Origin of the sequence: Salinisphaera sp., from assembly GCF_035690525.1 — a bacterium.
GTDB lineage: Bacteria > Pseudomonadota > Gammaproteobacteria > Nevskiales > Salinisphaeraceae > Salinisphaera.
The window spans coordinates 1-24,199 of record NZ_DASSKM010000065.1; the positions used below are offsets into that span (position 1 = coordinate 1).

Sequence of the window (24,199 nt, forward strand, 5' to 3'; positions counted from 1 at the left end):
GCCGGCCTTCGGATTGCGGCCCGCATAAAAATAACTTGGCGCGCCATCCGGCGTTGCAGGGCTTGACCGCAGAACGACTGCGGCCGGTGCCCCGCGCCTTGGCTGACACGATTTGGGGTCGCAACGCGGGGCCGTATGAAACGGCAACAGGCCCTGGCCTTTATGCAGATTTGAACGAGTCCGGCATGACGACAAAACGCTATGAAGTCGTGATTATCGGCACCGGCCCGTCCGGCGAGAGCGCGGCCCTGAATGCCGCCAAGCACGGCCGATCGGTGGCCGTGATCGAACGCCAGGCCGATGTCGGTGTCGGCGGCAATTGCACCCATCGCGGCACCATCCCGTCCAAGGCGCTGCGTCAGGCGGTGAAACAGCTGCTCAACGTGCAGTCCTCCCACCTGCTCTACGATCTGCGCACGCCGGATGCGCCGTTGTCCTGGCTGCTTGAGCGCCTGCACCGCGTGGTCGGCCAACAGGTGCATATGCGCTCGAGTTTCTATGCCCGCAACGGCGTGGACGTGATCGCCGGCGAGGCGAAATTCGTGGACGAGCACCGGCTGAACGTCACGCGGGCGGGCGGCGAGACCGACGACGTGGTCTTCGATCAAGCCGTGATCGCCACCGGCTCGCGCCCGTATCAGCCGCCGGACGTGGATTTCTCGCATCCGCGCATTTTCAACTCCGACACCATCCTCGATCCCGGCTTCACCCCGCGCTCGCTGATCATCTACGGCGCGGGCGTGATCGGCAGCGAATATGCTTCGATCTTCTCCGGAATCGGGGTGCGCGTGCAGCTCATCAACAGCCGCGAACGGCTGCTGGAGTTTCTCGACGACGAGATCAGCGACGCGCTGTCCTATCATCTGCGCCTGACCTACGGCGTGCTGATTCGCCACAACGAGGAATACGACCGTATCGCCGCCGACGATGACGGCGTCACGCTGTATCTGAAATCGGGCAAGAAGGTGCGCGCGGATGCGCTGTTGTGGGCCAACGGGCGCACCGGCAACACCGACAACATGGGCCTGGAGGCGCTCGGCATCGAGCCCAATCAGCGCGGCCAGATCGCGGTCGACGAACGTTATCGCACCGAGGTCGCGCATATCCATGCCGTGGGCGACGCCATCGGTAACCCCAGCCTGGCGAGCGCGGCCTACGGCCAAGGCCGGGCGGCCAGCGCGGATGCGATCGAGGTGCCCGGTTTTCGGTATGTCGACGATGTGCCCACCGGCATCTACACCATTCCCGAAATTAGCTCGCTCGGGCCCACCGAGCGCGAACTGACCGAGGCGCGCCGGCCCTACGAAGTGGGCCAGGCCCTGTTCCAGGAGACCGCGCGCGCCCAGATCACCGGCGACACGGCCGGTATGCTCAAACTGCTGTTCGACCCGGTCACGCACGAAATTCTGGGCATCCACTGCTTCGGCGACCAGGCCTCGGAGATCGTGCATATCGGCCAGGCGATCATGAGCCAGTCGGGCAAAGGCAACACGATCGATTATTTCGTGAACACGACCTTCAACTATCCGACCATGGCCGAGGCCTACCGCACCGCCGCGCTCGACGGGCTGAACCGCATCGACGGCGTGTTCATGCGCCCCGCGGCGGAATGTGCCGATCCGGCGCCGGCGGATCGGATCGAAGCAGATCGAGAAGACGCCGAGAGCGAGCGCAGCGGCAGCGCAATGTAATAGATGACAACGGCCAGCCTCATCGCCCTGTCGATTAGGGCGTCTGCCGGGGGCAACGAGTCAAATCCAGAGTCGGGGGTAACAAGGCCGGTAACGGCGTCGGAACTATGATAGAAATATGGATTTTCGGAGCAAAAGAATATCCATGAGTATTTCAGAGTCCCTAGCAGCGTTGCGCCAAAATATCGAAAGCCGGAATCCGGCCGAGCCGGAGTTTCACCAGGCGATCAACGAAGTGTTCGAGACTCTGTCGCCGATGCTCGGCAAGCATCCGGAATATGCCGAAGCCAAGCTGCTGGAGCGGATTTGCGAGCCGGAGCGCCAAATTATCTTCCGTGTGCCCTGGGTCGATGACGCCGGGGAAGTCCAGATTAACCGCGGTTTTCGGGTGGAATTCAATTCCGCGCTGGGGCCCTACAAGGGCGGTCTGCGGTTTCATCCATCGGTCGGTCTTGGGGTCGTCAAGTTCCTGGGCTTCGAGCAGATTTTCAAAAATGCTTTGACGGGTTTGCCGATCGGCGGCGGCAAGGGCGGCTCCGACTTTGATCCCAAGGGCAAGTCCGACAACGAGATCATGCGGTTCTGTCAGTCGTTCATGACGGAACTTTATCGCCATATCGGCGAATATACCGACGTTCCGGCGGGCGATATTGGCGTGGGTGCGCGCGAGATAGGCTTTCTGTTCGGGCAATACAAGCGCATCACCAACCGCTACGAGTCCGGCGTGCTGACCGGCAAGGGCCTGGCCTGGGGCGGCGCCCGGGTGCGGGTCGAGGCGACCGGCTACGGAACCGCTTATTTTGTGCAGGAGATGCTGGCCGCGAATGATGCCGGGCTCGGCGGGCGGGACGTGATCGTATCGGGTTCCGGCAATGTCGCCATCTATGCCATCCAAAAAGTGCATCAACTCGGTGGCCGGGTGGTGGCCTGTTCGGATTCGACGGGCTATGTGCACGACGCGGATGGTATCGATTTCAAGATGCTGCGCCAGATCAAGGAAGTGGAGCGCGGCCGAATCTCGGAATACGCCGAGCGGCGCGGCGCCTCGGCACGTTACGAGACCAACGGCTCAATCTGGGATCTGCCGTGCACGGTCGCCCTGCCTTGCGCCACCCAGAACGAACTGGACGCCGAGGCGGCGCGCAGGCTGATCGCGTCGGGCGTGGTGGCGGTCGCCGAAGGCGCGAACATGCCGTGCCGGCCGGAGGCGGTCCGGCTGTTTCAGGAGGCCGGGGTGCTGTTCGGTCCCGGAAAGGCCGCGAATGCCGGAGGTGTCGCGACCAGCGCGCTGGAAATGCAACAAAACGCGTCGCGGGATTCCTGGAGCTTCGAATACAGCGAGCAGCGGCTCCACGAAATCATGCGCAATATTCACACCGATTGTTTCGAGACCGCCGCCGAATACGGCCATCCCAGAAACTATGTTCTAGGAGCGAATATCGCCGGCTTCAACCGAGTGGCCGAAGCGATGTTGGCAATGGGTGTGATCTGATAACGTTACAAGCGCGGTGCGCCGATCTCATGAAGCCCCGTGTGGAAGTCATGCTCAAGCAGCCATCAACCACCAAGGGATCACCGATGCCTAAAACCGGCCTCCGGAATGTTTCTCAACTGCTGGTCGAATGCCTTGAGTCGGAAGGCGTCGAGTACGTATTCGGCATCCCCGGCGAAGAGAATCTTCATCTGATGGACGCGTTGTTCGATTCGCCGATTCGCTTCGTCACGACGCGGCACGAGCAGGGCGCCTCGTTCATGGCCGACATCTACGGCAAGCTGACGGGCCGTCCAGGCGTATGTCTGGCCACCCTGGGCCCCGGCGCGATCAATCTCGCGCTTGGCACCGCCGACGCGCAGCTCGATAGTCATCCCCTGGTCGCGATCGCCGCCCAGGCCGGACTCAATCGCAGCTATAAGGAATCGCACCAGATGCTTGATCTGGAGGCTCTGTTCCGGCCCATTGTCAAGTGGGCTGGAACGATCACGCAGCCGGCCGCGGCCAGCGAGGTCGTGCGCAAGGCATTTAAGGTCGCGCAGTCCGGCCGGCCGGGCGCCACCGTCGTTCTCGTGCCGGAAGACGTCTCGGCGGCGGACGCCGTGGGCGCCCCGCTGGCGCGCAATCTACCCCAGGACACCGCTCCGTCCGATGTCCAGATCGACCGTGCAATCGCCCTGATCGAGCAGGCGCGGCGGCCGATCGTACTGGCCGGGCCGGGCGTGGCGCGCGACCATTCCGAGGCCGCGCTCCAACGCTTTGCCGAAGCGTTGGACCTGCCGGTGGCCACCACCTTCGCCGGCAAGGGCGTGCTGAGCCAGGATCACCCCAATGCGCTCGGCACCATCGGCTTCATGAAGCACGATTATTCCAACTTCGGTTTCGACGCCGCCGATCTGGTCATCGCCGTCGGCTACGATCTGATCGAGTACGCCCCCGAGCGCTGGAATCCGAACAACGACAAGAAGATCATCCATATTCACCGTACGCCGGCGGAAGTCGACGCCAACTACCAGCTCGCGGTCGGCATTCAGGGCGGCATCGACAACACGTTGGATGCGCTGGTCGCGCGTAAGCCGAACTGTATCTCGGCCGACCGGCCGCTGATCCAGCGCCTACAGAAGCTGATGGCGGATGAACTCGAACGCGGCGCCGGCGACGACAGTTTTCCGGTCAAGCCCTCGCGCATCGTCTCCGACATCCGCCAGGCCATGGGACGCGAAGACATCGTCCTATCCGACACCGGCGCGCTCAAGATGTGGATGGCGCGGCTGTATCCTTGCTATGCATCCAATACCTGTTTGATCTCCAACGGCTTGGCGACCATGGCGTTCAGCCTGCCGGGCGCGCTCGGCGCCAAGCTGGCCTGCCCGCAGCGAAAAGTGCTGGCGACGATGGGCGACGGCAGCTTCTTGATGAACTCGCAGGAAATCGAAACGGCGATGCGCGAGCAGATCCCGTTCGTCATACTGGTCTGGGTCGACGAACAATACGGCCTGATCAAGTGGAAGCAGGAACTCGAAATCGGCCGCACCAGCTATATCTCGTTCACCAACCCCGACTTCCTCAAGCAAGCCGAGAGTTACGGCGCCCGTGGCGTACAAATCGAGTCAGCCGACCAGCTGCTGCCGGCGCTTCAAACGGCCTTGTCGCTGGATACGGTGACAATTATCGCCTGCCCGGTCGATTACAGCGAAAACACCCGCCTGACCGACCGCCTGGGACACTTGACCAGCGCTCTGTAGCTCGATTGTCCTGGCGCGCCATCCGGCGTTGCAGAGCTTAACCGCAGAATGACTGCGGCCGGCGCTCTGCGCCTTGGCTGACACGATTTGGGGTTGCACGGCAATAGGCCCTAGCGATCATGCCCCCTTGAATGCGGCGAATAGTGCTGCAAAGCCGGCGGCAATAACCCGATCGCGCAGTAGCGATACAGGGTGACCGGCCGGTGGCCGACCCGGACCGCCATGTGGTGGCGGTCGGGCACCGAAATCGTTTCGTTGCCGCCGCCGCTTGTCGCCTTTGGCGCCGCGCAGTGGTCGTTGAGGTGAAAGATCATGCCTTGTTGCCCGGCCAGCGAGGCACGGCAGCCGCGCTGGCCGGGCCGGGCGATGGCGGTGCCGGTGAAGAACAGCGTATCGCCCGGGCGAGCCGCGCCGCAGTCGGTCCGGATCTCGACATAGGCGCCGCGCGCCAGCGGCAGGGCGTCGGCGGTGTTGACGTGCCGGCAATAGCCGCCGCCGTCGGGCACGATCAACAAGCAGTCGGTCAGACCGGCGAGCGCCGGATCGCCGGTTTCGTCGCCGCGGCCGGGGCGGATAGCGAACGTCTTGCCGAGCCGTCGGAAGTACAGCCGGCCGCCGGCCGCACTCGCGGTGTAATCCGTGGTTATGCCCTGTTTATTGCGCCGGTCGATGCGGAAGCTGCCGTCGCCGTTTGGCATGATGGTCAGCGCCGCCGCGCCGGAACCCGGCCAGCGGCCGATCCACTGCGACGGCTCGGCCGGCGCGGTGGAGCGCGGCGCCGGTGACGCCGCGGCGCGCCCGCTGCCGGATTCGGGCGCCCGGGCCGCGCAGCCCGTCGTCAGCAAGGCAGCGCCCAGCAGCAGACCGGAAAGACGGATCGAAACGACGAATAAACGGGCGCGCATAGAGACTTGGTGGCGGTCGGACTGCGCCTAATCTACCAGCGGCCGGCGGCCGCCGCGACGGCTGTCGGCGGTATGGCGTAGCCGCCAGCCGAGCAGAAGCGCGGCCACGCTCAAGCCCACGATCAGCCCGATCCAGTAGCCGTACACGCCCAGGCCGGCGAACAGCCCCGGCCAACCCTCGCCCAGCATATAACCGGTGCCGAGCCCGACCATCCAGTAGGCGAACACGGTCACGACCATGATGAGGCGCGTGTCCTTGTAGCCACGCAGCGCGCCGGCGATCGAGACCTGCGCGGCGTCGGAAAACTGGTAGATGGCGGCCACCAGCAGCAGATTGACGGCCAGCGCCTGCACCGCGGGCGCGTCGGTATACAGGCGCACCGCGTATTGCCCGCCGAAGATGAGAATGGCGTCGATGAGCACCGCCACGGCCAGCGCGCAGAGCACGCCGTTCCACGCCACGAAGCGGGCGTGCCGGTACTTGCCGCGCCCGCGGGCTTGGCCGATACGCACGGTCAGCGCCATGCCGAGCGACAACGGCAGCATGAACAGCACCGAGCTGAAGTTCAGCGCGACCGTATGCGCCGAAATCACGACCTCGCCGTAACCGGCCAGAAACAACGCGATGGCGGTGAACAGCGACACCTCGGCGAAGATCGCGACCCCGACCGGCATGCCGATCCGCAACTGCTCGCGGATCAAAGCCGGCACCGGCGCCGACCAGGCGCGGCCGGTCCGCGCTGGCGCGTAGACCGCCGCGCGTCGGGTATAGACGAACAGCGCGCCGGCCATCAGCGCCATCGAGAACGAGGTGGCGATGCCGCAGCCCAGCGCGCCGAGCGCCGGCAGTCCGGCAAGCCAAGCGGGCAGATCCGCGCCGAACAGCGATTCGAGCCCCGGACCTCCGAACATCAGCACGCCGTCGGCGACGATATTCACCGCCAGCCCGAGCAGGGCGAAGATCAGCGAGGCGCGGGTATGCCCGATTCCGTCGGAGAAAAAACGCAGGGTCTCGTAGACGGCGATCGCCGGCAGGCCGCAGGCCACGGCGTCGAGATAGATGGTGGCCGGCGCGGCGACATCGGGGGGCACGTTCATCAGCGTGAAGATCGCCGGCCCGCCGGCCACCACCGCGGCCGCGCTGGCGAGCCCGAGCACCAGCGCGATCCACAGCGCCTGATGCACCGCCGGGCGGATGTGGCCGAAGGTGCGCGCGCCGGCGTGCTGGGCGACGATCGGCGTCAGCCCCATGAGCGTGCCGACCATGAACACCACCAGCGGAATCCATACGCTCGAGCCGATCGACACCGCGGCCAGCGTGGTCGCGTTCACGTGCCCGGCCATGGCCACGTCGACCGTGCCCATGCCGGTCTGAGCGAGCTGGGCGCCGAGCACGGGCAGGGCGAGCCGGGCCAGACGGCCGGCCTCGATACGAGATAATCGCGCGCGACGATAGAACGACATGACTCACGACAACCGGGGCCAAACCGGGGGCCAAACCGGGGGCTGGGGCGAGCGCTGCCGCCCAGGGCCGTCAAGAGCGGCCATCTTGCGCGATCGGAGCGGTTTCGTCGATCGATCGCGGCGGCCCGACCGCGCTTGTGGACGGCGTCGAACTTCGACTCGTCAACGGGTTTGTTGTAGATTCGGGGGCTACACGATGCCTATTGGCCGTGACGGGCCGATGCGCGATGCCGGTATTGCGCGTTCGGGCCGAGCGTACGAGGCAGGGGGAACGACGATCGATACCGCGACGGCCGAGGTGCGGCGCCGGCGGCCGGGCACCGTCTTCTATCGTCTTTTTTCTATGAGGATGTAGACAAAAATAAACGTGGCAACACTACAAGAACAATAATTTATATGTAGGTCGGATTAGCGCGCAGCGCGTAATCCGACGCCAAATAGAATATTGCCGTTGTATTCTGTCGGATTACGGCTAACGCCTAATCCGACCTACGCGAACTATGGTCTTTGAATCATCCGGGCGCGCGGCCCGGGCAGAGCGAACGTGACAGTGGATACCCTGGATTGCGATTTCTTGGTGCTGGGCAGCGGCGCGGCCGGCCTATACGCGGCTTGGCAGGCCGCCGCGCAGGCCCGCGTGATCGTGGTCACCGACGGCGCGCTCGCCTCGGGCAGCAGCTACTGGGCCCAGGGCGGCATCGCGGCGGTCACCACCGACGACGACACGCTCGAAGCGCATGTGGCCGACACCCTGGCGGCCGGGCGCGGCCTGTGCGATCGCGCGGCGGTCGAATTGCTGGTGGCCGAAGGCGCGGCCGCGGTCCGCGACCTGATCGCCGCCGGCATGGTTTTCGATACCGACGCCGACGGTCGCCTGCGCCGGGGGCTGGAAGGCGGGCATTCGTACCGCCGCATCCTGCACGCGCTGGGGGTACAGACCGGGCGGGCGCTGGTCGATTTCCTGATCGAGCGGGTGCGCGGTCTGCCCTCGGTCCACGTGATCGAGCATGGCTTTGCCCACGCCCTGTTGCGCGACGAGAACGGCCGCTGTGCCGGGGCCCGCGTATTCGCGCACGAGCGCGCTGAGGATATGACGATTCGCGCCGCCGCCACCGTGCTGGCCACCGGCGGCTATTCGGCCCTGTACCGGCGCACCACCAATCCGCCGGGCGCGCTCGGCCTCGGGCTGGGGCTGGCCCGCGACATCGGCGCGCGCTGCATCGATCTGGAATTCGTGCAGTTTCATCCCACCGCGTTCTATGAGCCCGCCGGGCGGACTTTTCTTATCAGCGAGGCGTTGCGCGGGGCGGGCGCCACGCTGGTCAATGAGGCCGGCGCGCGTTTTCTGGCCGATGCGCCGGGCGCGGAACTGGCGCCGCGCGATGCCGTGGCCGCCGCCATCACCGCCGAGATCGCGCGCCAGCGCTGTCCTTGGGTCGGTCTGGATCTGCGCCATCTCGACCCGGCGATGCTCCGCCAGTCGTTCGGTTTCATCATGGACGCGATCGCCGAGCGCGGCATCGACGTCGCGCGCGAGCCGGTGCCGGTCGCGCCCGCCGCGCACTACTGCATCGGCGGCGTCGCCACCGACCGCGACGGGGTGACCGACGTAGCCGGGCTTTATGCCGCCGGCGAGGTCGCGGCCACCGGCGTGCACGGCGCCAACCGGCTGGCCAGCAATTCGCTGTTGGAATGCCTGGTGTTCGCCCGCCGCGCGGTCACCCATGCGTTCGACCAAGGCCTGGCGCGGCCCGGGCCGATCGCGTCCGGCCCGCCGATGACGATCGACCCGGCCGGCGCGGCATCGTTCGCCGGGCGCCGGCGCGAGCTGGGCGCGCTGATGACGCGGCATGTCGGCATCGAGCGCGACCGGGCCGGTCTGGAGAGCGCGCTGGCCGCCATCGAAGCCGCGCGGTCGACGACGCCGGTCGTCGGTTCGTCGGCTGAATATTTCGCTTTCCGTGATCGTCATATCCATGATCTGGCACAAACAATCGCGCGCGCGGCGCTGGCGCGCGAGGCCAGCGTGGGCGTGCATCGCCGGCGCGACTCGTCCGCCGGCGGGGACGAGCCGGATCGGCGCGGGCTGTCTCTTTCCGCCGCGGTGATGTCATGACCAATGTCGCCCCCGATTGGCAATCGACGCTCGACGGGCCGCGGATCGACCGCTGGCTGGCCGAGGACGTGCGCACCGGCGACGTCACGACGAACGCGGTGCTGGACGAAACGGCGACCGTGGCCGCGCGCTGGGTCGCCAAGGCCGACGGCGTGGTCGCCGGGCTGGCCGAGGCCGAATCGGTGTTCCGCCGGCTGGACCCGGATCTGGACTGGCGCCCGGCGGTGGCCGCGGGCGAGGCGGTCGCCGCCGGCACCGAACTGGTGGCCTTCGACGGTCTCGGGCGGGCGGTGCTGACCGGCGAGCGCGTCGCGCTCAATATCGCCCAGCGCATGTCCGGCATCGCCACCGCCACGCGCGGATATGTCGAGGCCGTCGCCGGGCATCGGGCGCGTATTCTCGACACGCGCAAGACCGTGCCGGGCCTGCGCGACCTGGACAAGAAGGCGGTGGCCATCGGCGGCGGCGTCAACCACCGGGCCGGGCTCTACGATTTGGCCATGATCAAGGACAACCATATCGCCGCCGCCGGCGGCATCGGCGCGGCGGTGGCGGCGGTGCGGGCGCATGCGCCGGCGATCGGCATCGAGGTCGAGACCACCACGCTCGACGAGCTCGACGAGGCGCTGGCCGCCGGCGTCGACATGATCATGCTCGACAATATGGCGCCCGAGACCCTGATCGCGGCGGTAGCGCGCGTGGCTGGCGCCGCGCAACTCGAAGCCTCGGGCAATGTCGGGGCCGACAATATCGCCACCATCGCCGCCACCGGCGTGGATTTCATCTCGATCGGCGCGCTCACCCATTCGGTGATCGCCTTCGACATCAGCCAGCGCATCGATCGCATCTGAGCGCCGCGAGGAAAACGAGGAACGACAATGGCCACCGAACACGAACAGCTCGTCGCCGACATCCAGTGCCTCAAGACGGCCAAGAATGCGGTCATCCTGGCGCATAACTACGAACGCCCCGAGATCCAGGACATCTGCGATTATCTCGGCGATTCGCTCGGCCTGTCGCGCCAGGCCGCCGCGACCGATGCCGAGGTGATCGTGTTCTGCGGCGTGCATTTCATGGCCGAGACGGCATCCATCATCTCGCCGGACAAGACGGTACTGATCCCCGATCCGGCGGCCGGCTGCTCGCTGGCCGAAAGCATCACGTTGGCGCAGCTCGTGGCCTGGAAGGCCGAGCATCCGGGGGCGACGGTGGTCGCCTACGTGAACACGTCGGCGGCGATCAAGGCCGAGTGCGATTACTGCGTGACTTCATCCAACGCGGTAGCGGTGATCGAGGCCATACCCGAGGACACGGAAATTCTGTTCCTGCCGGATCGTTTTCTCGGTACCTACGTCGAGATGATGACCGGGCGCCGCCTGCATGTCTGGCCGGGTTCCTGCCACGTGCACGAAAAGATCGGCGACATGAATCTGGCCGCCAAGCAGCGCGAGTACCCGAACGCCGAGATCCTGATCCATCCGGAATGCGGCTGCTCGACCGCCTGCATGATGAACTCGGCGATGAGCTTCGACTGCAAGGATGCGCATATCCACTCGACCAGCGGCATGCTCACGCATGCGCATGAGTCGAAGGCGCAGGAGTTCGTGGTCGCGACCGAAACCGGCATCCTGCACCGGATGAAAAAAGAGAACCCGGGCAAGACCTTCCACGCCGCCAGCGAGAACTCGGTCTGCGAATACATGAAGATGACCACACTGGCGAAGCTGCGCGACGCGCTGGCCTACGATCGCTACGAGGTGAAAGTCGATGCGGCGCTGGCCGAGGCCGCCCGCCGGCCGATCGATCGCATGCTCGCGATTGGTTGATCGGCCGGCCGACGGCCCGGCCTTTCTTCGCTGGCACTCGACGATGCAGGTTTAGTTCTTGAGCCCGGCGTCGTCGAAGTCGTGCCATTCGCCGTTCTCCCAGTAGCCGTCGTCGTTGTCGTCGTAGGTGGCGTAGAGGCCGTTGTAGACTTCGTAGGAGTCGAGATAGCCGTCGTTGTTGTAGTCCCAGTAGACGTAGTCGCCGTCGAAGGGCGCGGCATCGAATTCGGACTGGTTGATCAGCCCGTCGCCGTTGCTATCCCAATCGGAATAGGTGCCCCAGTCGGAAATGGTGCCGAAGTATTCGTCTCTGGTGACCTTGCCATCGTTATTGCTGTCCATCTCGGCAAAGGTTGCGCCGAAGGCCGTGGTCGCGGTCAAGGCGAGCGCGCCCGCTATCATGAATCGCTTGAACATTTCGTGCTCCTTTCGATGAATGGCATTGCGTTCGTGACAAACGCCAGGCGCTTATCGCGAACATTGGCGATGCTGGGCACGATTTCTTAACCGAATATTAGTTACGCGGCCCGGCTCGACCGTGCTTGAATGAAACGGGCGTTGCGGGAGCCGACACCATGCGGGTACTGTTGATCGAAGATGACGAGGTCCTGGGCGAGGGGCTGCGGGCCGGGCTCGGTCTCGACGGGCATACCGTCGATTGGCTGGCGGACGGCGACAGCGCCCGCCATGCCTTTGACGCCGATCATTTCGATGCGGTGGTCTTGGACCTGGCCTTGCCCGGCGCCGACGGCGCGGATGTGCTGGCCCATTGGCGAGCCACCCAGGTGGACGCGCCGGTGCTGGTGCTCACCGCCTACCAGGCCAGTCGCGACTGTGTCGCCTTGCTGGATGCCGGGGCCGACGATTATGTGACCAAGCCGGCCGAGACCGGCGAGATCGAGGCCCGTCTTCGGGCGCTGGTTCGCCGCGGCGGCGGCCGGGCCCACGAGCGCCTGGTCTGTGGTCCGGTCCAGCTCGACGCCGCGCATCACGCCGTCTGGCTGGGCGAGCGGCCGGTCGCGGTCTCGGCCTTCGAGTTCGTCGTGCTCCAGGCGCTGATCGAACGCGCCGGCCACCCGGTGACCCGGGAACATCTGGAGGCGCTGCTCTACGGCTGGTCCGACGGGCCCGAAAGCAACAGCCTAGAAGTGCTGATCCATCGCTTACGCAGCAAGCTCGGCGCTCAGCGTATCGCGACCGTGCGCAATGTCGGTTATCGGATCGTGGCATGATGCGCTGGGTCAATAGCTTGCATGCGCGGCTGGGCGCCATTCTGGTGCTGATGCTCGTCGTGCTCTGGGCCAGCCTCTGGCTGGGTTCGCACCGCGAGGCCGCCGATACCGCCGATACCGACATCGACGCACGGCTGGATCGCGCCGCGACCACCGTGGCGCTGCTGGGCCGGCACTGGGCGGATGCGGAGCCGGCGACCCCCGAATATCCGTTCACGGCGCCGGTTCACGATCGCTTTCCGGCCGCCGAGCGGGCGCCGGTATTCGAACTGCGCCGCGTCGGCGGCGGCGTGATCGTCGCCAGCCCGGGATTTCCGCCGCAGCTGAGCGACGTCGGCGTGGGCTATGTCGATCGCGTGGTCGGAATCCGGCATTGGCGCGTATTGACCCTGCCGGTCGCGGCGAGCGATCTGCTCGTCAGCGTGGCGCTCGATACCCGCGTGACCGAGGCCCGGGCCGATACGCTCGGCGCCCGGTTCGCCCGTCCTCTGCTCTGGGGGCTGCCATTGCTGGTTGCGGTCACGGCGATCACGCTCTGGCAGGGGCTGTTGCCGCTAAGGCGCTTGACGCGGGTGCTCGGCGATATGGACCCGACCACGCCCCGGCCGCTGGAGCTGGAAACGCGCCACATGCCGCGCGAACTGGCCCGGCTGCTCGCCGCGTTGGACGATGTGCTCAAACGCCTGGCGCGGGCGCTGTCGCGGCAGCGCATCTTTGCGGCGGCCGCCGGCCATGAGCTGCGTACGCCGTTGGCCGGCTGTCGAAGCCAGATCGAACTCGCGCGCCGCGCGGGGACCGCGCCCATGCGCGAGGCGGCTCTGGACCGTATCGACGAACGCATCGCTTATATGACCCGCCTCGCCGGCCAGCTTCAAGTTCTGGCCCAGGCCAGCCACCGGGCTACGGTGGCCGAAACCGTGCATCCGGCGCCGTTGATACGGCAGGTGATCGCCGAACGGTTCCGACCGGCCGACGAGGCCGGCGTGACACTGGTCGCGCAACGGCTGGACGAGGCGGCGCGAATCGTCGGCGATCAAACGTTGACCCAGAGCCTGATCGACAATTTGGTGCGCAATGCGATCGAGGCGACGCCGGCCGGCGGCCAGGTCACGATCCTGTTGCTCGCCGGCGATGGGCGCGTCGAGCTGATCGTGCGCGATCAGGGTTCCGGACTGGCCGAAGACCAGCGCCAACGGTTGTTCGAACCGTTCGTCCGGGGCGAGGGCCGCCGGGGCGGCACCGGTCTCGGCCTGGCGCTGGTGGAGGCGGTCGCCGATGCGCAGGACGCAAAGGTCGTATTCGGCGAGTGGACCGACCACACCGATCATGCCGTGCACGTGTACTGGCCGGCATCTAGTGGCCGCCATCGACGTGCCTCCGGGCCGGATAAGGCACCCGACCCGCGCCGGTCTTGAACGAAGCTACGGACGCGCCCGACTGGTGAATGACTCGAGCGCGCGCACGTAGGTCTGCATCGACTGCGGCACGTTGTCGGTCTGCAGCAGCACTTGGCGCGGGTCCGGATCCGGGCCGTAGATGGCGGTGTTGGCATCGGTATCGAAGCTGACCCTGGCGCCGCCCAGACTGATACCGGCATACAGGCCCTTGCGGGCGATGCCGTAGGCCACGATCGGCGCGGCGCTGTTCACGCTCCGGTCGTATCCGGTCGGCCCGGCGGAGACGCTGACCTGCGAGCCGAGCTTGACCAGCGAGTCGAGCACCGCGCGCACGCTCTGCTGGGTCGTGAACAGCAGCACCACCGCGCGCTCGGCGGCGCCGGCCTGTAGACCGATGCTGAGCGCGGACAGGGTATAGACCGCGGGCGGCGCGTTGGTGAAATCGCCCGAGCGCTGACGACAGCTGATCAGCCCGCGGCCGCGCTGGCCGCCGATGATGAAGCCGGCCTGGGTCACCTTCGGGAATACCGCGATGCAGCGCGCCTGCTCGACCAGCGACCTGGGAATCCGGTGCCGGCTCGGCTGCAGCAACTGCCGTTGCAGCACGGTCGCCGCACGCCCGGCCAGCGCGGCCTGCGCCTGGAGTTTCTGGGTGTAGTTCTGTTGCCCGGTGGTTGCACAGCCGGCAACGAGCGCGATGGCCGCCACCGTGGCAACGAGACGTAACGAGCGTTGCATATCGATTCTCCCCCAGCGATTCCCCGGAAATTCTTTCAGGGATTGTGCAAGACCGCCCATATATCCGCAAAAATACTGGGGGCCGATGCAGCGTCTTGATTTTAGTGTATACATGAAGACATAAAAGCGACCGTTGTAAAGGGGACGAGTGGACACGAACGAGCCGGACCGTGGGCCGGACGGCGGGTCGAGCCACGGGCCGAATCATGGTGAAGGGCGGTTGTTCGGGCCGACTCAAGGATTGTTGCGCTGGGCCTGCTTCGCCTTGATCGGTCTGTGCCTTTGCGTGGGCGTGGCGGTGCTCAGCTTGGCCAAGGAATTTCTGGTTCCAGTGGTGCTGGCTTTTCTGTTGTCGATGGTGTTCGGGCCGGTTCGGCGATTCTTTGATCGCCGCGGCATTCCGCCGGCGTTATCCGCCGCCGGCATCGTGCTGGTGTTGATGGCGCTGCTGCTGGGACTTGTTTCGGCGCTCGCGGTGCCGGTATCGCAGTGGATCGATAACGCGCCCCGTATCGAGCGCCAGATCCAACGGCGGGTGGCCGAGATATCGCAGTCGGTCAACGGTCTGATAGAGGTCAATCACAAGATCGAGGACATCACGCAATCCGGCGAGGGCCAAGTCGAGAAAGTAAAGGTCAAACAACCCGGCATGGCCGCGACCGTACTCATTACGGCGCCCGCGATCCTTGCCCAGTTCGTATTCACGTTCGTGCTGCTGTTGTTCCTGCTGGCCTCGGGGGACATGTTCTACGAGAAGCTCGTGCACGTATTGCCGAGCTTTCGCGACAAGCGCCGGGCGGTTGCCATCGCGTTCAATATCGAACGCAAGCTTTCGCGCTATCTGCTCACGATCACGATGATCAATGCCGGCGTCGGTATTGCGGTCGGAATCAGCATGGCGCTGGTCGGGATGCCGGACGCTCTGCTGATCGGTTTGATTGTTTTTCTGCTGAATTTCATTCCTTATCTGGGCGCGCTCGCCGGCATGGTGCTGGTTGCCGCGGTTGCGTTGGTGAGCTTCGACTGGATCGGCTGGGTGCCGATCGTGGCCGGTATCTATTTCGGCATATCGGTGATCGAGGGGCAGTTCATCACGCCCTATCTGGTCGGCCGCAGCCTACGGCTGAATACGGTCGTGGTGTTCCTCAGCATATCTTTCTGGGCCTGGCTATGGTCGGTGGTGGGCATGGTCGTCGCGGTTCCGTTACTGGTCGCGATACGTACGCTTAGCGAGCATATCGACGGGCTGCACGCGCTGGGCGATTTCCTTTCGGAGCGCCATGCCGAACACTTCGATGACGCCGACGATGAGACCGCGCCGCCGTCATGAAAGCCTCTGAAATCGACAGGCGTTGAGGCAGCCGGCGCAATCGGCGCGTTTTGTTGCCGGGTCGATCCAATGTATCTCGCTTGTTCAATCGAGCTCGTGGCGATATGGCAGACCGTCGGAATCGCCCGGATACTGGATGACGCGCGCGGCGATGGCGTTTGCCCGTTCCAGCGCCGCATCCGGCGCGAGGCCTTCCAGCCGGGCGCTGATGAAGCCCACGGCGAAGGCGTCGCCGGCGCCCACCGTATCGACCACCTCGGCCACCTCGCGCCCGGATACGCGGCGGTGATCGTCGCGCGACTGCCAGTACGCGCCCTCGGCCCCGAGTTTGACCGCCACTTCGCGCGCTCCGGCCCGCAGATAGAAACCCGCGATCGTTTTGGGGTCGCGCGCGCCGGTGAGGATCTCGCCTTCATCGACGCCGGGCAGCACCCAGTCCGCCTTGGCCGCCAGCGCGTTGATCGCTTCGCGCATCGTCGCCGTGCTCGACCACAGGCTCGGCCGCAGATTGGGGTCGAACGAGATCGTGCCGCCGGCCGCTCGCATCGCGTCCATCGCGTGATGACACAGCGCATGGGCGCTGTCGCTGATCGCGGCCGGAATGCCGGTACAGTGCAGATGACGCGCGCCGGCCAGCCGCGCGGCCGGCAGGTCGGCCGGTTGCAGCGCGCTCGCCGCCGAGCCCCGGCGGTAGTACTGGGTTTCCGGATCGCCGCCATCGACGGTACGCGACTTGATTTGCAATCCGGTCGGCCGGTCCGCATCGACGACTATATGCGCGGTATCGATGCCCTCGGCGGCCAGCGCATCGCGAATGAAGCGGCCGAAGGCGTCGTCGCCGACCCGGCTGGTCCAGTCCACGACGAGCCCCAGGCGCGCCAGACCGATGGCCACGTTGCTGTCCGCGCCCGCCAGCCGCCGCGTGAACCGGCGCGTGCCGGCCAGATCGCCCGGTGTATCGGCGGCGAATAGCGCCATGCTCTCGCCGAAGGTGATGGCATCCACACCGCCACCCGCCGTCCGCGCGCCGCTCATGCCGGCGGCGCGGTCGAGCCGCGGGCGTTGAGCGTAGCCGGCAGGCGATGGATGACGGCCGGGCCATGGTCGCCGTCGATGCGCGACAGCAGGGTCTCGATCGCCTGCCGGCCGATGGCGTCCACCGGCTGCGCCAGCGTGGAAATGCCGGGCCCGACCAGCGCACACCAGGCCAGTTCGTCGATTCCGAGCACGCCGAGCCGGTCGAAGCCCGCCAGCCGCTGCAGCACATGGCATACGGCGAGCGTGACCACCCCGTTGGCGCAGATCACCGCGGCCGGGGCCGGCTCGGCGATCAGGCCGCGCAGCCGTGCCTCGAGCGCGTCCGCGCCGGTATCCTGCAGCGCGCTCTCGTACACGCTCGAGCGCAGTCCGCGGCGCCGGCATTCGGCATCGAAAGCCTCGGCCCGGGCAAGGCGCGAGCTGATGCCGGCCACCGGTTCGGTGATCAGTTCGAGCCGCTCGAATCCATGTGCGACCAGATGCGCGACCGCTTGGCCGACCGCGGCGATATCGTCGAGCCCGACCATATCGCAATCCAGCGCCCCGATTTGGCGATCGACCAGCACCATCGGCAGACCGCGCCGGCGCATGTCCTCCAGCGCCTGGGTATTGCGGCCGACGGTGTTCACGATCAGCCCGTCCACGCTGTAGCCGTCCAGCACGTCGAGATGCCGGCGCTCCAGCGCTTCGTCGTTGTCGGTGTTGCAGACCATCAGCGAATAGCCGGCTTCGCCGCAGGCGCGCTCGGCCGCGTGGATCAGCGCCACGCTGTAGGGGTTGCGGATATCGGCGACCAGCGCGCCGATCAGGCGCGTGCGCCCGCCGCGCAGACTGGCGGCGATCCGGTCGGGCCGAAACCCCAGCCGCTCCACCGAGCGTTCGATCCGGGCCTGCATGGCCGCCGACAGAAGATGCCGCTCGGCGCCGAAATAGCGCGAGACGCTGGTCTTGGAGATGCCGGCGTCGCGCGCGACATCGCGAATGGTGGGGCGACGCGTGTTGTCCCGGGCCGGCGGCCGCGAATCGCTCATCGGACTCCTCGAAGCACGCCCAGCCCCGGCCGCCGGGCACGGGCCCGCAGCGGGAATCGGGTATTGGACGCGAATGGGCATCGCTCGACCACGCGGATTTGCCTGGCCGATGATGACACCGTAGTTATGGCCCAAGTATAGACATCGCGGCCGGCGCCTGCCGATCCCGCGCCGCCGCGCGAACAAGAGGACACCACCATGGAGCACACCTGGCGCTGGTTCGGCCCGACCGATCCGATCACGCTCGCCGAGATCCGCCAGACCGGCGCCACGGGCGTCGTCACCGCGCTACACGAAATCGATAACGACACCACCTGGCCGGCGGCCGCGATCGATCAGCGCAAGACCGCCGTCGAGGCCGCGGGGCTGGTCTGGTCGGTGGTCGAGAGCATACCGCTCACCGAGGCGATCCGTACCGGCGGCCCGGGCCGCGATGCCGACATCGATGCCTGGGCCACCACGCTGCGCCGGTTGGGCGCGGCCGGCGTCACCACCGTGTGCTATAACTTCATGCCGGTCGCCGACTGGACGCGGACCGAACTTGCGCGGCCCTTGGCCACCGGCGGCACGGCGCTGGCCTTCGATTATATCGCCTGCGCCGCCTTCGATCTGTTCCTGCTGCAACGGCCGGGCGCGGCCGAGGACTACGACGCCGCCGAACGCGCCGCCGCCGAAGCCTGTCTGGCCAGCCTCGACGCCGCCGCACGCCAACGTCTGATCGACAACGTCACCGCCGGCCTGCCGGGCGCCGACGCCGGCTACGACCTGGCCGGATTCCGCGCGGCGATCGCGGCCTATCGGGGCATCGGCCATGCCGGCCTGCGCGAGAACCTGCGCTATTTTCTCGAACGCGTGGCGCCGGTGGCCGAGGCCGCCGGCGTGCGGCTGGCGATCCATCCGGACGATCCGCCGCGGTCTCTGTTCGGGCTGCCGCGCATCGTCTCGAATGCAGCCGATGCGCGCTGGATTCTCGATGCCGTCGATAGCCGGGCCAGCGGTTTGACCTTCTGCACCGGCTCCTACGGCGCCGCGGCCGACAACGACTTGGCCGCGATGGCCGCCGAATTCGCGCCGCGCATTCATTTCGCGCATCTGCGCTCGGTGGCGCGCGATCGGGTCGAGCCGCGTTCCTTCGCCGAGGCCGGGCATCTGGCCGGCGACGCCGATATTGTCGGTGTGATGGCCGAACTGCTGGCCGAGGAGGACCGCCGCAGCGTCGCCGGGGGCGCGCCGCTGCCGATGCGGGCCGACCACGGCCATCATCTGCTGGGCGACGGCGCGCGCGACACGCGTGCCGGCTATCCGCTTTACGGCCGCTTGAAGGGCCTGGCCGAATTGCGCGGTCTGGAGGCCGGGCTGCGTTGCCGGTGTTGAGAGCGGTCGCCGAGCGGCCGCTATGGTCGCGCGCGACGACGCTGTGCGCACGGCATACGATGCGCGCCGGCGGCGATATCATGCGGGCGGCGGCGTCGGGGTCTGCCGCTTTTCGGGTGGTTGTGCTAGCGTCACGGCATGCATCGTAAAACCAAGATACTCGCTACCCTCGGTCCGGCCAGCGATAGCCCGGAAATTTTGCGGCAGTTGATCGAAGCCGGCGTCAACGCCGTGCGCATCAATTTCTCGCACGGCTCCGCGCAAGAACATCGCAAGCGCGTGGACACCGTACGCGAGGTCGCCGCCGAACTTGGCAAGGCCGTGGCGGTGTTGGGCGACCTACAAGGGCCGAAGATCCGTATCGAATCGTTCGCCGAGGGCTCGGTCGAACTCGAGAACGGCCAGACCTTCACCCTCGACACCGAAATGGCCGCCGACGCCGGCACCAAGGACGCGGTCGCCATCTACTTCAAGCCGCTGCTCGCGGATGTGAAAAAGGGCAGTCAGTTGATGGTCAACGATGGCGCGATCGCGTTGACGGTGACCGAGGTCGACAGCACGCGCATCGCCACCCGCGTGGACGTCGGCGGCCGGCTTTCCGGCCGCAAGGGCGTGAACCTGCGCGGCGGCGGCCTGTCGGCCGGCGGCCTGACCGACAAGGACATGGACGACATCAAGCTCGCGGTCGAGCTCGAGGTCGACTTCCTGGCCGTCTCCTTCGTGCGCGGCGCTTCCGATATGCACCAGGCCCGGCGGCTGATGAGCGATGCCGGCGGCAAGGCGCGGCTGTGCGCCAAGATCGAGCGCGCCGAGGCGATCGACGCGCTGGATGAAATCATCGGCGCGTCCGATGTGGTCATGGTCGCCCGCGGCGATCTGGGCGTGGAGATCGGCGATCCCGAATTGCCGGGCGTGCAAAAGCGCATCATCGCTCAGGCGCGCGAAATGAACCGGCTGGTGATCACCGCGACCCAGATGATGGAGTCGATGATCGAGAACCCCACGCCCACCCGCGCCGAGGTGCTGGACGTGGCCAACGCCACGCTCGACGGCACCGACGCGGTGATGCTGTCCGCCGAATCGGCGGTCGGCAAGTACCCGGTGGCCACGGTCGAGTCCATGAGCCGGATTTGTCTGGGCGCCGAGCGTGGGGCGATCGCCGATCGTTCGCCGGCGGGCCTGGCGGCGCACTTCCGGCGCACCGACGAGGCGATCGCCATGGCCACGGTCTATACCGCGCGCAATATGCACGCGGATGCGATCATCTCCCTGACCGAGTCGGGCACCACGGCCATGCTCATGTCGCGCCAGGGCGCCCCGGTGCCGATCTACGCGCTGACCCAGTATCCGCGCACCGAGCAGTATCTGGCGCTGTGTCGCAACGTCTATCCGGTGGCTTTCAAGCCCAGCGAACTCGACAGTATCGTGCCGAGCACCGAGGCCATGGAGTGCCTGAAGACGCGCGGTGACGTAACCCCCGGCCATCGCGTGCTGATCACCAAGGGCGATTTCACCGGCCCGGGCGGCACCAACACGATGAAGATCCTGACCATCGAATAGCGACCGCTTGCACTTCGCCGGCCGGCGCCCTCAGCGCGGTGTGCCGGCGCTTTCGACGCCGCCATGCCCGACAGCGCGCATTATCTGACTCTCAAGGCGGGCCCGGCGGCCCGTGCCGCGTTGGGCGAGCGCGCGCTCACGCCCGAGCGCGTGGGGGCGGTCGCCGGGGCGGCCGGCGGGCCGAAATGGCTGACGATCGCGGCCTTCTATCGTGCGTTGTTCGCCGACTGGTTCGCCGCGCGGGCGGATGCGCTGCCGATCGTCGGTTCGTCGATCGGCGCCTGGGCCGGCGCGGCGGCCTGTCATCCGGATGACGCCGGCGGCGCGATCGATGCGCTGACCGAGGCCTATATCGGCCAGCGCTACAGCGCCAAGCCGGACGCGGCCGAGATCACGAACACACTCGCCGGCATTCTCGACACCGTGCTCACGCCCGAGGTGCGGCGCGGCATCCTGACGCATCCGCGCTACCGGCTGCATGCCCTGACGGTGCGCTCGCGCTGGTCGACGGCCACCGATCGCCGGCTGCCGCTGGCGCTTGGAACCGTGGCGGCCGGGCTCGGCAACACGGCCTCGCGACGCTGGCTGGGCGCTTTTTTCGAGCGGGTGGTGTTCGCCCGCGACGGCGAGGCGCTCGTCTATGCCGCCGACGGTATCGCCAGCCGCAGCGTCGCGCTCGCCGAGGACAATCTGCGGGATGCGATCTTCGCCAGCGGGAACGTGCCGCTGATCATGCAGGCCGTGCGCGATCCGGCGGGCGCGCCGCCGGGGCTGTATCGCGACGGCGGACTCACCGATTATCACATCGACCAGCCGCTGCTGGTTAAAGACGCGACCGCGCCGATCGTGCTCATGCCGCATTTCGATACCAAGCTCGTGCCCGGCTGGCTCGACAAGCGCCTGGCCTGGCGGCGCCCGCGCTATGCCGATCATGTGCTGCTGGTCGGGCCCGGTCCGGCGCTCATGGACCGGTTGGTGGACGGCCGGGTGCCCGAACGGCGCGATTTCTATCGTTACGCCGGCGCGGACACGGCGCGCGAACGCGCCTGGCGCCAGGCGGTCGATGCCGGCTGTTTCATGCGCGATGCTTTTTTCGATCTGGCGGCCAGCGGCCGGTTGATCGATCACGTGGAGCCGTTATGACCGAATCTCTGATGACTGAATCTCTTATCCTGGCCTCGGCCTCGCCGCAGCGCGCGCGCCTGCTCGAACAGCTTGGGCTGGCGTTCACCGCGATCCCCGCCGATATCGACGAGACGCGGCGCGCGGACGAGGCGCCGGAGGCGCTGGCCGAGCGCCTGGCGCGGACCAAGGCGGAAGCGCTCTCGGCCGCCTATCCGGCCGCGCGCGTTCTGGGCTCCGACACGGTGGTCGCGCACGGCGGCGAGGCCTTCGGCAAACCGCGCGATCTGGCCGATGCCCGGCGCATGCTGACAACGCTCGGCGGCACGACCCATCGCGTGATCACCGGCGTCGCCCTGTGCTCGGGCGGAACGACCGCAGTCAAGACCGTGGTCAGCGAAGTCACGCTCGATGTGCTCGACGACGCCGCGATCGACGCTTACTGGACTACCGGCGAACCCCAGGGCGCGGCCGGCGCCTACGCCATCCAGGGCCGTGCCGGTCAGTTCATCTCGTATCTGTCGGGCAGCTTTTCCGCCGTGATGGGCCTGCCGGTGTATGAAACCGCGGCGCTGTTGCGCGCCACCGGACTCGACCCGCTGGTGCTCGCAAGCGGCGGCGGGAAGCCGGTGTGACGGCGCTGGCGCACGATCCGGTAACGATTCGCGACGCGGCGACCGTGGCGGTGCTGCGCGACGCTGCGCGCGGTGAGCTGGAAGTGCTGCTGCTGCGCCGCCACCACGGCCATGTTTTCGGCGCCGGGGCGGATGTGTTTCCGGGCGGCGCAGTGGACGCCGCGGACGGCGAACTGGCGCGGAACGCGGGTAGGGCCGACGGGGCCTGGCGCGTCGCGGCGCTGCGCGAATGCTTCGAGGAAGCCGGCCTGTTGTTCACGACGCGCGAACTCGAGCCCGAACGCGTGGCCGCCGAGCGGGCCGCGCTCAACGCCGGCCGGCGTGATTGGGCCGGCGTGCTCGAGGTACTCGGTATCGAACTCGATTTGAGGGCGCCGGTGGCGTTTGCGCGCTGGACCACGCCACCGGGCCCGCCCCGGCGTTACGCCACGCGTTTCTATGCCCTGGCCGCGCCGGGCGCGCAGCCGGCCCGCGCCGATGGCCGCGAGACGGTCGCCGCCGAGTGGATTGCGCCGCAAGCCGCTCTCGCCCAGGCCGAGGCCGGCGCGCGTTGGCTGATGACGCCGACCCGTGCCACGCTGGAACAACTCACGCATTACCGCGATACCGCCACGGCGTTGGCCGGTCTCGCGCGGGAGCCGACATGGTCGCGTTCAAGGCGCCAAGCGCCCGCCCGGTGACGATCGAAAACGGGCTGCGCCGTCTCGTCGCGCCCAATCCGTCGCCGATGACCGGGCCGGGCACCAACAGCTATATCGTCGGCCGCGGGCCGTACGCGATCGTCGACCCCGGGGTGGACGACGCGCCCCATCTCGACGCCTTGATCGCGGCCTGCGAGGGCCGACCGGCGGCGATCTGTCTCACCCACCGGCACCCGGACCACGCCGGCGGCGCGGCGCTGATCGCCGAGCGCACGGGCGCGCCCATACGCGCCTGGCCGAAGCCGGAACTGGCGCATCACGATCGGCCGGTCCATGTCGATCGGGAACTGGCCGATGGCGAGGCGCTGCCGCTGGGCGATCTGACGCTGGTGGCTCGGCACACGCCTGGGCATGCCGCCGATCATGTCGCCTTCGAAATCGCCGAACTCGGTATCCTGCTGGCCGGCGATGCGCTGATGAGCGACGCCACGGTGGTGATTCTGCCGCCCGACGGCGACATGGGCGCCTATTTCGCCACGCTCGCGCGGCTCGATGCGCTCGGCGTTCGCCGCATCGCGCCCGCCCACGGCCGGATGCTGGATGATCCGGCGGCCACGATCGCTGAAGTTCTCGCCCACCGGCGCGCGCGCGAGGCCCAGGTCGCGGCGGCGTTGTCGAGCGCGACGCCGCGTACCGCCGGCGCGATCGCCGAGGAATTGTACCCGCAACTCCACGATCGCCTTAAGACCATGGCCGCGCTGCAGGTGCAGGCGCATCTGCGGCACCTGGTCGACCAGGGGCGGGCGCTCGAGGCAGACGGCGGCTGGATAAGCGCCGGCGCTTGAGCGCTCAAGCTTTGTGG

At 67.3% G+C, this 24,199-nt stretch carries 20 protein-coding genes and 1 pseudogene; 15 read left to right on the forward strand and 6 right to left on the reverse strand.

The window, feature by feature from the left end; translation table 11 throughout:
• Nucleotides 1–185 precede the first annotated feature (185 nt).
• The 3 genes and pseudogenes from sthA to VFJ08_RS04960 all read left to right on the forward strand — a co-directional run.
• Nucleotides 186–1,580: pseudogene (gene sthA, locus VFJ08_RS04950) on the forward strand (Si-specific NAD(P)(+) transhydrogenase); the annotation flags it as partial.
• A gap of 256 nt (nt 1,581–1,836) precedes the next feature.
• The gene (gene gdhA / locus VFJ08_RS04955) at nt 1,837–3,183 is read left to right on the forward strand and encodes an NADP-specific glutamate dehydrogenase (protein ID WP_324995773.1); all 1,347 of its coding nucleotides are present in this window, start codon (nt 1,837–1,839) and stop codon (nt 3,181–3,183) included.
• A gap of 86 nt (nt 3,184–3,269) precedes the next feature.
• Nucleotides 3,270–4,928 (forward strand): acetolactate synthase large subunit, encoded by a 1,659-nt coding sequence (locus VFJ08_RS04960; RefSeq protein ID WP_324995775.1) that lies wholly within the window; start codon nt 3,270–3,272, stop codon nt 4,926–4,928.
• A gap of 110 nt (nt 4,929–5,038) precedes the next feature.
• On the opposite strand, the gene VFJ08_RS04965 is transcribed toward VFJ08_RS04960, so the two are convergent.
• Both VFJ08_RS04965 and VFJ08_RS04970 read right to left on the reverse strand, forming a co-directional pair.
• Entirely contained in the window at nt 5,039–5,833 is a 795-nt protein-coding gene (locus VFJ08_RS04965; protein ID WP_324995777.1) for a hypothetical protein, read from the reverse strand.
• Between the two features lie 27 nt (nt 5,834–5,860).
• On the reverse strand, nt 5,861–7,297 hold the full coding sequence (locus tag VFJ08_RS04970; protein ID WP_324995779.1) for an MATE family efflux transporter: 1,437 nt from the start codon (nt 7,295–7,297) through the stop codon (nt 5,861–5,863).
• A 544-nt stretch (nt 7,298–7,841) separates the two neighbouring features.
• On the opposite strand from VFJ08_RS04970, the gene nadB reads away from it, so the two are divergent.
• The 3 genes from nadB to nadA are packed head-to-tail and all read left to right on the forward strand — an operon-like array spanning nt 7,842 to nt 11,239.
• Nucleotides 7,842–9,413, forward strand: a complete 1,572-nt coding sequence (nadB, locus tag VFJ08_RS04975; protein ID WP_324995781.1) for an L-aspartate oxidase — start codon at nt 7,842–7,844, stop codon at nt 9,411–9,413.
• The gene (gene nadC, locus VFJ08_RS04980) at nt 9,410–10,264 is read left to right on the forward strand and encodes a carboxylating nicotinate-nucleotide diphosphorylase (protein ID WP_324995783.1); all 855 of its coding nucleotides are present in this window, start codon (nt 9,410–9,412) and stop codon (nt 10,262–10,264) included. Before nadB ends, nadC begins: the two co-directional genes overlap by 4 nt.
• A 27-nt stretch (nt 10,265–10,291) precedes the next feature.
• The gene (gene nadA, locus VFJ08_RS04985; protein WP_324995785.1) at nt 10,292–11,239 is read left to right on the forward strand and encodes a quinolinate synthase NadA; all 948 of its coding nucleotides are present in this window, start codon (nt 10,292–10,294) and stop codon (nt 11,237–11,239) included.
• Nucleotides 11,240–11,290: 51 nt separating this feature from the next.
• Here nadA and VFJ08_RS04990 read toward each other — a convergent pair whose 3' ends face one another.
• On the reverse strand, nt 11,291–11,656 hold the full coding sequence (locus tag VFJ08_RS04990; RefSeq protein WP_324995787.1) for a hypothetical protein: 366 nt from the start codon (nt 11,654–11,656) through the stop codon (nt 11,291–11,293).
• Between the two features lie 158 nt (nt 11,657–11,814).
• Here VFJ08_RS04990 and VFJ08_RS04995 point away from each other — a divergent pair, with 158 nt between their 5' ends.
• Together VFJ08_RS04995 and VFJ08_RS05000 are read left to right on the forward strand one after the other, a co-directional pair.
• On the forward strand, nt 11,815–12,471 hold the full coding sequence (locus VFJ08_RS04995) for a response regulator (protein ID WP_324995789.1): 657 nt from the start codon (nt 11,815–11,817) through the stop codon (nt 12,469–12,471).
• Nucleotides 12,468–13,886 (forward strand): sensor histidine kinase, encoded by a 1,419-nt coding sequence (locus tag VFJ08_RS05000; protein ID WP_324995791.1) that lies wholly within the window; start codon nt 12,468–12,470, stop codon nt 13,884–13,886. Before VFJ08_RS04995 ends, VFJ08_RS05000 begins: the two co-directional genes overlap by 4 nt.
• Nucleotides 13,887–13,892: 6 nt before the next feature.
• Here VFJ08_RS05000 and VFJ08_RS05005 read toward each other — a convergent pair whose 3' ends face one another.
• Complete coding sequence (locus VFJ08_RS05005; RefSeq protein WP_324995793.1) at nt 13,893–14,606, reverse strand: lipid-binding SYLF domain-containing protein; 714 nt, start codon at nt 14,604–14,606, stop codon at nt 13,893–13,895.
• A 148-nt stretch (nt 14,607–14,754) separates the two neighbouring features.
• On the opposite strand from VFJ08_RS05005, the gene VFJ08_RS05010 reads away from it, so the two are divergent.
• Nucleotides 14,755–15,936, forward strand: coding sequence for an AI-2E family transporter (locus tag VFJ08_RS05010; RefSeq protein WP_324995795.1), 1,182 nt, complete (start codon nt 14,755–14,757; stop codon nt 15,934–15,936).
• A gap of 84 nt (nt 15,937–16,020) precedes the next feature.
• Here the strand turns inward: VFJ08_RS05010 and VFJ08_RS05015 are convergent, their stop codons facing one another.
• Both VFJ08_RS05015 and VFJ08_RS05020 read right to left on the reverse strand, forming a co-directional pair.
• On the reverse strand, nt 16,021–16,971 hold the full coding sequence (locus VFJ08_RS05015; protein ID WP_324995797.1) for a sugar kinase: 951 nt from the start codon (nt 16,969–16,971) through the stop codon (nt 16,021–16,023).
• Complete coding sequence (locus tag VFJ08_RS05020; RefSeq protein ID WP_324995798.1) at nt 16,968–18,005, reverse strand: substrate-binding domain-containing protein; 1,038 nt, start codon at nt 18,003–18,005, stop codon at nt 16,968–16,970. The genes VFJ08_RS05015 and VFJ08_RS05020 overlap by 4 nt, the downstream gene beginning before the upstream one ends.
• A 198-nt stretch (nt 18,006–18,203) precedes the next feature.
• Between VFJ08_RS05020 and uxuA the strand changes: the two genes are divergently transcribed.
• The 6 genes from uxuA (at nt 18,204) to VFJ08_RS05050 (ending at nt 24,182) form a co-directional block, all read left to right on the forward strand.
• Complete coding sequence (gene uxuA, locus VFJ08_RS05025; protein WP_324995800.1) at nt 18,204–19,379, forward strand: mannonate dehydratase; 1,176 nt, start codon at nt 18,204–18,206, stop codon at nt 19,377–19,379.
• A gap of 138 nt (nt 19,380–19,517) precedes the next feature.
• On the forward strand, nt 19,518–20,939 hold the full coding sequence (gene pyk, locus VFJ08_RS05030) for a pyruvate kinase (protein WP_324995803.1): 1,422 nt from the start codon (nt 19,518–19,520) through the stop codon (nt 20,937–20,939).
• Between the two features lie 63 nt (nt 20,940–21,002).
• Nucleotides 21,003–22,082 (forward strand): patatin-like phospholipase family protein, encoded by a 1,080-nt coding sequence (locus tag VFJ08_RS05035; RefSeq protein WP_324995805.1) that lies wholly within the window; start codon nt 21,003–21,005, stop codon nt 22,080–22,082.
• A gap of 11 nt (nt 22,083–22,093) precedes the next feature.
• Entirely contained in the window at nt 22,094–22,696 is a 603-nt protein-coding gene (locus VFJ08_RS05040; protein ID WP_324995807.1) for a Maf family protein, read from the forward strand.
• Nucleotides 22,693–23,376, forward strand: a complete 684-nt coding sequence (locus VFJ08_RS05045; protein ID WP_324995809.1) for an NUDIX hydrolase — start codon at nt 22,693–22,695, stop codon at nt 23,374–23,376. The genes VFJ08_RS05040 and VFJ08_RS05045 overlap by 4 nt, the downstream gene beginning before the upstream one ends.
• Nucleotides 23,340–24,182: an MBL fold metallo-hydrolase gene (locus VFJ08_RS05050; protein ID WP_324995811.1), complete on the forward strand. Its 843-nt coding sequence runs from the start codon at nt 23,340–23,342 to the stop codon at nt 24,180–24,182. Before VFJ08_RS05045 ends, VFJ08_RS05050 begins: the two co-directional genes overlap by 37 nt.
• The last annotated feature ends 17 nt before the right edge of the window (nt 24,183–24,199 follow it).